The following is an 8,550-nucleotide window of genomic DNA, read 5'->3' on the forward strand; positions in this document are numbered from 1 at the left end:
GGAAGCCGCCGAGCAATTTCCCCGTACTTCGTATAAGATAGAAGATTCAAGGAAAATTTCATGCAGAACGCGTTGTTGACTAAATTTACGACTAAACACCAGCGGACGGATCTTCCGACATTCCGCCCCGGCGACACCATCCGGGTTCACGTCAAGATCAAGGAAGGCGACAAAGAGCGCATCCAGGTCTTCGAAGGTGTCTGCATCGCCCAGAAACACGGCGGCGTTCGCGCAACCTTCACCGTCCGCAAAATTTCTTTCGGACATGGCGTGGAACGCATCTTCCCGCTGCACTCGAAGGTCATCGACAAGGTCGAAGTGGTCCGGGCGGGACGCGTCCGCCGCGCCAAGCTCTATTACATCCGCGAGCTGCGCGGGAAGGCGGCACGCATCAAAGAAGCGAAAGCCACCGCCGAGTAGGCAAAAGAGGAGCGGCCGCAAGGCGCAGGCATCGAGTCTTGCGCCTTTGCGGCGAACTTACCGTCCAACGCATGAATCGCCTTCTGGGAGTTTCCTTCATCCTCTTCTGCTTCGAGATCGGCCTCTTCCTCGTCTTTGTACCGTGGTCCGGCCTCTGGGAACACAACGTCCTCCTGCTCTATCTCCCCATGCGCGGTTTTCTGCTGAACAATTTCGTTCGCGGCGCCGTCTCCGGCCTGGGCGTCGTCGATCTGTTTCTCGGTCTGGGCGAACTCAATCGTTTCTGGAAATCATTTAAAATCGTCAAAGGATGATCCGGTATTACGTCACGGACCGCCGCCGCGGCGATATCCTGGTCTGCGCGGAACGCGCGGTTCACGACGGCGTCGATATGATCCAGATCCGGGAAAAAGACCTTCCGGCCCGGGAATTATTCGAGCTGGCCTCCAGGCTTCGCACTCTCGCCGCCGGAACAAAAACGCGCATCCTCGTCAATGATCGTCTCGACATCGCGCTCGCCGCCGGCCTCGACGGCGTCCATCTTCCCGGCAACGGCCTGCCGCCCGAACGCGTGCGCGGACTGGTACGGATGGTTGGCATGTCGGTACACTCCATCGCCGAAGCCGTCCAGGCCGAACGCGCTAGCGTGGACTTCGTTGTTTTCGGTCCGGTCTTCGATTCGCCCGGAAAAACAGCCGTCGGCCTCGAACCGCTGCGGAACGTGGCCGCGGCCGTGAAGATTCCGGTGCTCGCCATCGGCGGCGTCACCCTGATGACTGCCGGCGAAGTCTTGAACGCCGGCGCCGCCGGCATTGCCGGCATCCGTCTTTTTCAGCATCACGCATGACGATGGAGCGAAACTTGCACAACGCAATCCTCGATAACTCAAAGGAGGATTGCCGATGAAGTCTTGCCTGGTTGCGCTGATCACCATAACCCTAATGATTTCGCAGATCGCGTACGCTCAAGCCCCCATTGTTTCCAAAGATGAACTGAAGCAGGCCCTCGTCGATTCCGCAAAAACCAGGAAAGAAAACCTCGATCAGGTTCGTTCCTTCTTTTCCGGCAATGGACCGGACCAGGCGCTCCAGTCCGCGCACATCGCCCCCGAACGTGTTCAGAAAGCGGTTTCTGCTCTGGACGATAACGAACTGGCCAGACTCGCCGATCAAACCCGCCATATCCAGAATGATTTCGCCGCGGGAGCCCTGAACAATGAGCAGATCACCTACATTCTGATCGCGCTGGCGACGGCGGTTATCGTTCTTATATTGGTGAAGTGATCCGGGCCGCCTTACTTGTTCTTCAAGCGGTTCAGCTCGCTGCCGGACTGTGGCTGGACGTTCCGTTCGTCCATCAGAGCAAAAACGGCTGTGGTTCGGCATCCATCTGGATGGTGATGCAGTACTGGAAACATCCTGCCACTCCGGATGTCGAGAATATCCAGCGCCGGCTTTACTCGAAACCGGTCGAAGGAATCTACGCCCGCGACATGGAGCGCTACCTGAAGGAACACGGTTTTCAGGTGTTCACGTTCAATGCCGGATGGGACGATCTGGCCGCGCATATCTCGAAGGGGCGTCCGCTCATCGTTTGCCTCGAGCGGAACGCCCATGGGATCCCGCTGCATTACGTCGTCGTCGTGGGCGTCGATTCCGCTCAGGACCTCGTCTGGATGAACGATCCCGCCGAGCGCAAACTCGTTCCGATGCGCCGCGGCGAATTCGAGGCCGATTGGAAAGCCACGGACAACTGGACACTGCTGGCGCTGCCCATCCAGGAAGCGGGCCAGACCGAAACTCCGCCGCCGCTCCGGGCCGCGCTCGATCCTTCGGAATTGGAGCTGGCGAGTGCGGCTTTCCGGACGAAGGATTTCGCGGGCGCCGAACAACATCTGAAATCGGTTCTGCGCGCCCGGCCTGAAGACGAGTTCGCCAACGACTTTCTGGCGGCGTCGTATCTGCTCGACGGGAATCTCGACGCGGCGCTGAAATACTGGAACCGTGTGGGCAAGCCGCGGCTCCGCGGCGTCCGCATCGATCCTCCGCTCCGGATCGACCCGGTGCTGCTCGATCACACCTTCGCGTTCTCGCGCGCCGCCGAACTCGATGCCCGGGAATATGACGCAACCCGCGCCCGCCTCGATGCGCTTGGAATTTTCCCGCGCTACCATTTCGAGTTGACGCCCGCCGATGGCGACGACTTCGACATCACGCTTCACGCCTCCGAGCGCAACGGCGCGAATTACCTCGCCTGGTTGCGCGGAATGCCGTACCAGACGGTGTATCCTGCCTGGTGGAATCTTCGCCGGCGGGCCATCAACATCGAATCGCTTGTCCGCTGGGACGCTCAGAAAAAGCGCGTCAACGTTTCCCTCACGTCGCCGCTTCGGCTGAATTCCAGCCTCAGCTACCGGATCAACCTCGATGCCCGCGATGAGAACTGGCAGCTTCCCACCGCCGGCTTCAATATGAAGCGCGCAGAACTCTCCGGCTCCACCGATGCGATCCTGAATGATGCCTGGACCTGGACAAACGGCGCCGCGCTTACCCGGCGTTCGTTCACCAATGCGTATACCGGCGGGCGCGCGATTTCCTACAACAGCGGGCTGCGTCATTCCCTGCTGAAAGTGCCGGAAAAGCGGCTGACGATCGATAGCGCGATTTCTGCCGGCGTTGGAAAATTCTTCGCGCAGCCTGCCGGCCGTTTCGTTCAAACCCAGGGCGATGTCTCCGCCCGCTGGTCCGATGCCAGCGTGCGGCTGCGCGGTGGAAAGAGTTTCGGCGACCTGCCTTTCGACCAGTTGTTCGTTCTCGGCGTCGATCGCGACAGCGATCTCCGGCTGCGCGGCCATCCCGCAACGTCGCCGGACGGCCGGAAAGGGGCGGCTCCCGTGACCCGGGATTTCATTCTGATGAATGCCGACTTCACCAGGCCGCTGTTCGACAAATCCCTGTTCGGGGTGCGCGCCGGACCGTTCCTGGACGCCGCGCGCATCGGGTCAGGATCTCCGTGGCTGGTGGACAGCGGAGTTCAACTGAAGGTCTCGGTGATGGCCGCCTTCACCTTCAGCGTTTCGGCGGGATGGGATGTGCGCGGAGGCAGCCACGCGCTCTTCATCGACAGCGCGCGCTAATCCCCTTCGACCGGCGCCAGTTCGAAACCGAAGAATTGTTCGCTGGCGCCGTCGGCAAAACGGACGCGGTAGCGATACACGTAATCGCCGGAATGGCGGACTTCGGCGACGATGCCGCGCCGTTCACGATGCACTCCCGGCCCGACCACGACCACACGGTCGCCGGCCTTGAATTTCGGCCGCTGTTCCTGTGGATTACGAAGCATCACTCAGTGAACATCCGAAGTATGGAGAATAGATACACGTATCTGTACGCTAACAAACAGAATCCATCATCGGCTATAACGCATTTTTCATGGCATTTCAGGTGGCAGCGGCGTTCCGCTGCCGGTGAGAAATTTCAGGCGGCGCGCTGCGGAACGTTTTCCGAACAGACTTCGCACAGGAACACCGGTCCGGGAACATAGACCACGCTGTGGCAGCGGGAGCACTTGTGCGGGTGCAGAATCGGCTCGTCGGTGGGAATCATGTACTCCTTCCCCGGCGGCAGGCCGCAGAGTGCGCATTGCGCGGGCAGAGGCTCCGGCCTTCGAAACCACGTTCCAACTTTATTGAATAACGACGACATGACCGGCCTCCACGCTTTCGAAAAGCAGCTTGATTTCCAAACTGCGCGTGCTCTTGTTCACTGCCCCGAACGCAGCCTCCGGATCAGTTCCGCGTCGGCCGGCGGAAACTCGAACTGACTGAGTTCTGAAGGCTTAACCCATCGCATGTCCGCCACGTCGAGAGCCTGCGGCTCGCCCCCGAGGATCGAACAGTCGAAGAAATGCAGCCGCACGGATTTCGCAGGGTATGCGTGTTCGACAGTAAAAAATTCGCGCCCAACCGCGATATCGACCCCGAGTTCCTCCCGGATCTCGCGCTCAAGCGCCGCTTCATAAGACTCCCCGGCTTCCACCTTCCCGCCCGGGAATTCCCATAGCCCGCCAAGATGGACATGCCCCTGCCGCTGCGTGATCAGGATTTTTTCATCGCGCCGGATGATCGCCGCAACAACATCAACAGTCATTGTCGGCCGCCAATCTTCGATAAGGCCTGAAGCCGAGCAGACAATCGCTCCGGCGCAGGACATCCATAAAGCGCCGGTAGTCTTTGCTTTTAAGCCGGAGGAGTTCCGCCATGGTCTTGTCGCATTTTAACGAAGTCATGCCCAAATCCCTTAAACCGAATACTGCATATTTAATGTGCTGGTTTCGGTGTCCACCTTCTTCACGAAAAATATTTCTTCCTCTTGTAAACGTTTCCGGCCTGACGATTGTTAACAATTTGAAATATGTCGACGATTAGAGCGATGTCCGGAATCGAGAGGCCGCAATTTACGCCGGAGGTGGAGGTTCTTTTCCGGGAGCATTCCCGATTGGTCTATAGGACCGCTTGTGTGGTGACTGGAAACAGGGAAGACGCCGAGGACGTTCTTCAGACTATTTTCTTGCGGCTCGCCCGTGCGGTGCCGGACGCGCTCTACAAAAACCCTGCCGGATATCTTTACAGGGCGGCCGTCAACGTTTCTTTAAATAAAATTCGACTTCAGCGGCGTCAGGTGTTGACCGGAGACTTTCACTTTCTCGACGTCGCGCAAAGTCCGCCTGGCTCGAAGGTCGATGAAGGGACTGTCCGGCGGCTCCACGAGGCGATCTCAACTCTCTCGCCGCGCACAGTCGAGATTTTGATCCTGCGCTATGTTCACGACTATACGGAACCCCAAATCGCCAAGTTACTGGGTAGAGCGCGCAGCACGATCACTGTGACGCTGTTCCGGGCGCGGAATCGGCTGCGGACATTGCTGGTGGCTTCCTCGAATGGAGAAAAGAAATGAGCGAAGAACAAAACATCGCAATTGCGTTGAAATGTCTTTTGCCATCGGACGAACAGACGGAACAGGCTTGCGGACGGGTATCCGAACGTCTGCAGTCCACTGTCGCTTGGGAAGAAGACGCAAGAGGCGACGAGCTGTTCTCGACCAAACCCGGTTTCCCGTGGCAGCGGACGATAGCGATAACCGCGGCCGGGCTCATATTGATGATTATCTCGGCCTCAGTTTTACAGGTCCTGCGCTCCAGGGGCACTCTTGACTCACGAATCGTGCGGTCGAACGACGCGAACAAGATAGTGAACCTTTCCGATGGGTCTCAAATCGAGATGCGGGCATACTCCGAAATGGCGCTGGAAAATGCCGACGATGGACTGCGCGTTCGTTTAAATGACGGCGGTGTGATCATCCATGCCGCAAAACAACGACACGGGCATCTCTACGTCGAGACAGCGGACGTTTTGGTTTCTGTCACTGGTACCGTGTTCTTTGTGTCTGCCGAAACATCGGGTTCACGCGTCGCGGTGATCGAAGGAAGTGTGCAGGTGCAGCAAGGCACGCAATCGTCGGAGCTCACCGCCGGCAAGCAGCTTTCGACAAGAGCAACCATGTCTGCGATTGCAATTGCGGAGGAGATCTCGTGGAGTCGAAGAGCTCCAGAGTATCTAGCTTTACTGCCTCAGGCCAAAGAACAGGCACCTGCGATTCAGCCAGTCAACCCGCCCGGCGGTGCAAATTCGACCGGTACCGCCGCTTTTGAGGTTGCTTCAATCCACATCGCCGATCCCAGCCGGGGTGGAGGGCGCGGAGCCGGACCCCAGGCGTGCGGAGGAGATATCCAACTCGAGCCGAGGCGATTTATAGCGAACGCCGTGACACTTTACCGGCTCATTGCCATTGCTTATGGAAAGGATTGCATCTTTCTTGAACAGAACGGGGATTTGCTCCAGGGCGGACCGGATTGGGTCCGTTCGGACGGCTTTGTCATCCAAGCGCTGATGCCCGAAGGCTCTCCGGTATACATACGGCCTCAACTGGATACGGGGCATGCGCCTATTCTTCAAAGAATGATCCTTACTTTATTAGCCGATCGTTTCAAGCTTGCGGTGCGAACCGTAACGAAAGAAATGCCGGTCTATTCTTTGTTGCCCATAACAGGGACAACGAAACTTGTTCCATGGAAAGAGGGTGAGCCATCTCGGGGATTCGTTGGAATGGCTGGAAGAGGCGAACAGAGATCCTTCCATATTATGGGCGGCAAGAAATCGATGGCCGATCTGGCAGTCCAACTACAGGATGCTACCAGGCGAACCGTTCTGGACCGCACTGGCATATCGGGAGAATTCAACTACGACATCCAATATGCCCCGATTGGCAGCCAAGTCGGAGCGGAGACCGACGGGCTTTCGGGCCCATCTCTATTTACTGCCATTCAGGAACAACTCGGCCTCAAAGTAGAAGCAACGCGCGCGCCTGTTGAGGTACTGACGATTGACCGCGCCCTTAGACCATCGGAGAACTGATATTGAGCGACATGTCAATCGTGAGACTTCAGCGGATCGAACGAGAAAGTCAAGGTCGGCGTGCTTGTCATTGCCCACGTCGAGAGAGTCTCTTCCGAGACCTCAGGTTACCTGGGTAAGGAGGTCTTCGGCTCGATCCTCGGCAAGCATTCTCCATGATCAGTTTCATTGCCTGGTATTGTTCCGAACCGCGCCTTTCCTTCAGTCGGGTTGTTGTCTTGCCCGAGAAGCACCTGGAACCGATGTGAGGCATGATGAACAAAGCAGGAGGGACCATGTCTTTATTCACGCCGTTCGGAGCAAACGACGACCTTAAACGGCGGTCGCCCTCCAAATCGAAGCGGATGAAGATCGATCAGCCGATTGCGGAGCGTGCATTTATGCTGTTCCGGCGTGACGGCACATCTCTGCCTGTTACCGTTCGCCTTGGCGCACCTTTCGTCGGCAAAGCGTCGAAGCCACCGGCGCAGCCTGAATATCGTTGTGCAGTTCAAATTTTGGGCATCGGTGACGAGCGTGTGGTGGCTCCATGGGGAGAAGACCCCTTTGTCGCTCTCCAGCATGCAATTGATTTCGTAGGAGAGAAGCTGGACGATTTCGTGCGGCGCGAAAATCTGCAAATCCGATTTCGCTCCAGCAAGCGAAAGTGGATTTGGCGGTACCCGCCTTACTGAGGACGTCCGGAGCCTTGAACGCGTTGAGGATCACGCAGCCGACGGCGATCCTGGCTGCGTGATCCTCACCGCCCGTTCATATCTGCGCTTCGGGCTGGATCAGCGATACGTCGAGCGGCTGACCGGTGTGAAGCCGATAGGCGTCGGCGCCTTTCTGAACGATTTGGAGCAGAATCTGGCCGATCGCAAGGCTCTGCCCGGATTGTCCGTTCAATTGCGCCTGCGCGAGCGACAGAGTGAGCTGAAGAATTTGCAGAATCAGGTCGGTCATTGGACCCCCTCGAACCCGCGCAACGCGTTACTCAGGTCGAGCAGGTTCTGGTTGAGTTGGTTGAAGGAGTCGGTCGACGGAAGGTTGGTCGCGACCGCGCTGCGATACGTCAGCCAGGCGGCGCGCGCCACGGTGTAACTGCGGACGAGCGTGTTGAATGCGGCCTTGGTGCTGTCGGGCAGAATTCCGGCCTGATAGTCGGCTCGAGCGTTGTCGATTGCGGTTTCTGCGACCAGCAACGTGTCGTAGGTGACGGAGTCGGCCTGATTTACGGCGCCGGGATGGACAGTGTATTGGTTGGCCGCGCACGCTGTCGCCGAGAGCAGCGGCGGGAGGATCAAAACGAGAGTCCAGGTTTTGAATCCCGGTAGCTTGTTCCCGAATACCGTGGTGAGGTTCCCGGCGATGGAATGCAGGAAACGGAAGAGCCACAGATAGCCTGCCGGGTCATTCGGTTTTGCTTCAGGCATGGCCGAGACTGCGGCGGAAAAGATCCAGCAGAGGATCACGGCTGCCCAGAATTGATGTTGCATCAAAAATGTGAACATGGTTTTTACCTCCAGTAGATTTGTCGGGTCATGTAAGCGAGCGCCGCGGCGAGGACTGCCCATGCGCCTTTGAGCCACGCCTGCCATTGCTCGAGCATCGAGACGCGGGCGGAGAGTTTGCGGATTTCCAACAGTTCGCCTTTGATCTCCCCGAGCATGAAGAGG

The 8,550-nt window shown here is 58.0% G+C and carries 13 protein-coding genes; 8 read left to right on the top strand and 5 right to left on the bottom strand.

What is annotated here, in order from left to right:
- Window positions 1-60 precede the first annotated feature (60 nt).
- The 5 genes from rplS (at window position 61) to VGK48_16000 (ending at window position 3,556) form a co-directional block, all read left to right on the top strand.
- On the top strand, window positions 61-420 hold the full coding sequence (gene rplS, locus VGK48_15980) for a 50S ribosomal protein L19 (protein ID HEY2382673.1): 360 nt from the start codon (window positions 61-63) through the stop codon (window positions 418-420).
- 71 nt (window positions 421-491) lie between these two features.
- Window positions 492-734 carry a hypothetical protein gene (locus VGK48_15985; GenBank protein HEY2382674.1) on the top strand — a complete coding sequence of 81 codons (243 nt, stop codon included), beginning with the start codon at window positions 492-494 and terminating at the stop codon, window positions 732-734.
- Window positions 731-1,267 carry a thiamine phosphate synthase gene (locus VGK48_15990; GenBank protein ID HEY2382675.1) on the top strand — a complete coding sequence of 179 codons (537 nt, stop codon included), beginning with the start codon at window positions 731-733 and terminating at the stop codon, window positions 1,265-1,267. Before VGK48_15985 ends, VGK48_15990 begins: the two co-directional genes overlap by 4 nt.
- A gap of 55 nt (window positions 1,268-1,322) precedes the next feature.
- Window positions 1,323-1,703, top strand: coding sequence for a hypothetical protein (locus tag VGK48_15995; protein HEY2382676.1), 381 nt, complete (start codon window positions 1,323-1,325; stop codon window positions 1,701-1,703).
- Window positions 1,700-3,556 carry a C39 family peptidase gene (locus VGK48_16000; GenBank protein HEY2382677.1) on the top strand — a complete coding sequence of 619 codons (1,857 nt, stop codon included), beginning with the start codon at window positions 1,700-1,702 and terminating at the stop codon, window positions 3,554-3,556. The genes VGK48_15995 and VGK48_16000 overlap by 4 nt, the downstream gene beginning before the upstream one ends.
- On the opposite strand, the gene VGK48_16005 is transcribed toward VGK48_16000, so the two are convergent.
- The 3 genes from VGK48_16005 to mutT form a co-directional block, all read right to left on the bottom strand.
- On the bottom strand, window positions 3,553-3,762 hold the full coding sequence (locus VGK48_16005) for a DUF1918 domain-containing protein (GenBank protein ID HEY2382678.1): 210 nt from the start codon (window positions 3,760-3,762) through the stop codon (window positions 3,553-3,555). The genes VGK48_16000 and VGK48_16005 overlap by 4 nt on opposite strands.
- A 134-nt stretch (window positions 3,763-3,896) precedes the next feature.
- Entirely contained in the window at window positions 3,897-4,124 is a 228-nt protein-coding gene (locus VGK48_16010) for a hypothetical protein (protein ID HEY2382679.1), read from the bottom strand.
- 57 nt (window positions 4,125-4,181) lie between these two features.
- The gene (mutT, locus tag VGK48_16015) at window positions 4,182-4,568 is read right to left on the bottom strand and encodes an 8-oxo-dGTP diphosphatase MutT (GenBank protein ID HEY2382680.1); all 387 of its coding nucleotides are present in this window, start codon (window positions 4,566-4,568) and stop codon (window positions 4,182-4,184) included.
- Between the two features lie 264 nt (window positions 4,569-4,832).
- Between mutT and VGK48_16020 the strand changes: the two genes are divergently transcribed.
- The 3 genes from VGK48_16020 to VGK48_16030 all read left to right on the top strand — a co-directional run bounded on the left by VGK48_16020 (window position 4,833) and on the right by VGK48_16030 (window position 7,566).
- Window positions 4,833-5,375, top strand: a complete 543-nt coding sequence (locus tag VGK48_16020) for a sigma-70 family RNA polymerase sigma factor (GenBank protein HEY2382681.1) — start codon at window positions 4,833-4,835, stop codon at window positions 5,373-5,375.
- Window positions 5,372-6,892, top strand: a complete 1,521-nt coding sequence (locus VGK48_16025) for a TIGR03435 family protein (GenBank protein HEY2382682.1) — start codon at window positions 5,372-5,374, stop codon at window positions 6,890-6,892. Before VGK48_16020 ends, VGK48_16025 begins: the two co-directional genes overlap by 4 nt.
- 344 nt (window positions 6,893-7,236) lie before the next feature.
- Entirely contained in the window at window positions 7,237-7,566 is a 330-nt protein-coding gene (locus tag VGK48_16030; protein ID HEY2382683.1) for a hypothetical protein, read from the top strand.
- A 76-nt stretch (window positions 7,567-7,642) separates the two neighbouring features.
- Here VGK48_16030 and VGK48_16035 read toward each other — a convergent pair whose 3' ends face one another.
- Together VGK48_16035 and VGK48_16040 are read right to left on the bottom strand one after the other, a co-directional pair.
- Complete coding sequence (locus tag VGK48_16035; GenBank protein ID HEY2382684.1) at window positions 7,643-7,837, bottom strand: hypothetical protein; 195 nt, start codon at window positions 7,835-7,837, stop codon at window positions 7,643-7,645.
- Window positions 7,834-8,385, bottom strand: coding sequence for a hypothetical protein (locus VGK48_16040; GenBank protein ID HEY2382685.1), 552 nt, complete (start codon window positions 8,383-8,385; stop codon window positions 7,834-7,836). Before VGK48_16040 ends, VGK48_16035 begins: the two co-directional genes overlap by 4 nt.
- Between the last annotated feature and the right edge of the window lie 165 nt (window positions 8,386-8,550).

It is taken from the genome of Terriglobia bacterium (assembly GCA_036496425.1).
Lineage (GTDB): Bacteria > Acidobacteriota > Terriglobia > 20CM-2-55-15 > 20CM-2-55-15 > 20CM-2-55-15.

Excerpts from the sequence above, each read along its gene's own strand:
- rplS (HEY2382673.1), top strand. The coding sequence starts at position 61 with ATGCAGAACGCGTTGTTGACTAAATTTACGACTAAACACCAGCGGACG.
- VGK48_15985 (HEY2382674.1), top strand. The coding sequence starts at position 492 with ATGAATCGCCTTCTGGGAGTTTCCTTCATCCTCTTCTGCTTCGAGATC.
- VGK48_15990 (HEY2382675.1), top strand. The coding sequence starts at position 731 with ATGATCCGGTATTACGTCACGGACCGCCGCCGCGGCGATATCCTGGTC.
- VGK48_15995 (HEY2382676.1), top strand. The coding sequence starts at position 1,323 with ATGAAGTCTTGCCTGGTTGCGCTGATCACCATAACCCTAATGATTTCG.
- VGK48_16005 (HEY2382678.1), bottom strand. The coding sequence starts at position 3,762 with ATGCTTCGTAATCCACAGGAACAGCGGCCGAAATTCAAGGCCGGCGAC.
- VGK48_16010 (HEY2382679.1), bottom strand. The coding sequence starts at position 4,124 with ATGTCGTCGTTATTCAATAAAGTTGGAACGTGGTTTCGAAGGCCGGAG.
- mutT (HEY2382680.1), bottom strand. The coding sequence starts at position 4,568 with ATGACTGTTGATGTTGTTGCGGCGATCATCCGGCGCGATGAAAAAATC.
- VGK48_16020 (HEY2382681.1), top strand. The coding sequence starts at position 4,833 with ATGTCGACGATTAGAGCGATGTCCGGAATCGAGAGGCCGCAATTTACG.
- VGK48_16025 (HEY2382682.1), top strand. The coding sequence starts at position 5,372 with ATGAGCGAAGAACAAAACATCGCAATTGCGTTGAAATGTCTTTTGCCA.
- VGK48_16030 (HEY2382683.1), top strand. The coding sequence starts at position 7,237 with ATGAAGATCGATCAGCCGATTGCGGAGCGTGCATTTATGCTGTTCCGG.
- VGK48_16035 (HEY2382684.1), bottom strand. The coding sequence starts at position 7,837 with ATGACCGACCTGATTCTGCAAATTCTTCAGCTCACTCTGTCGCTCGCG.
- VGK48_16040 (HEY2382685.1), bottom strand. The coding sequence starts at position 8,385 with ATGTTCACATTTTTGATGCAACATCAATTCTGGGCAGCCGTGATCCTC.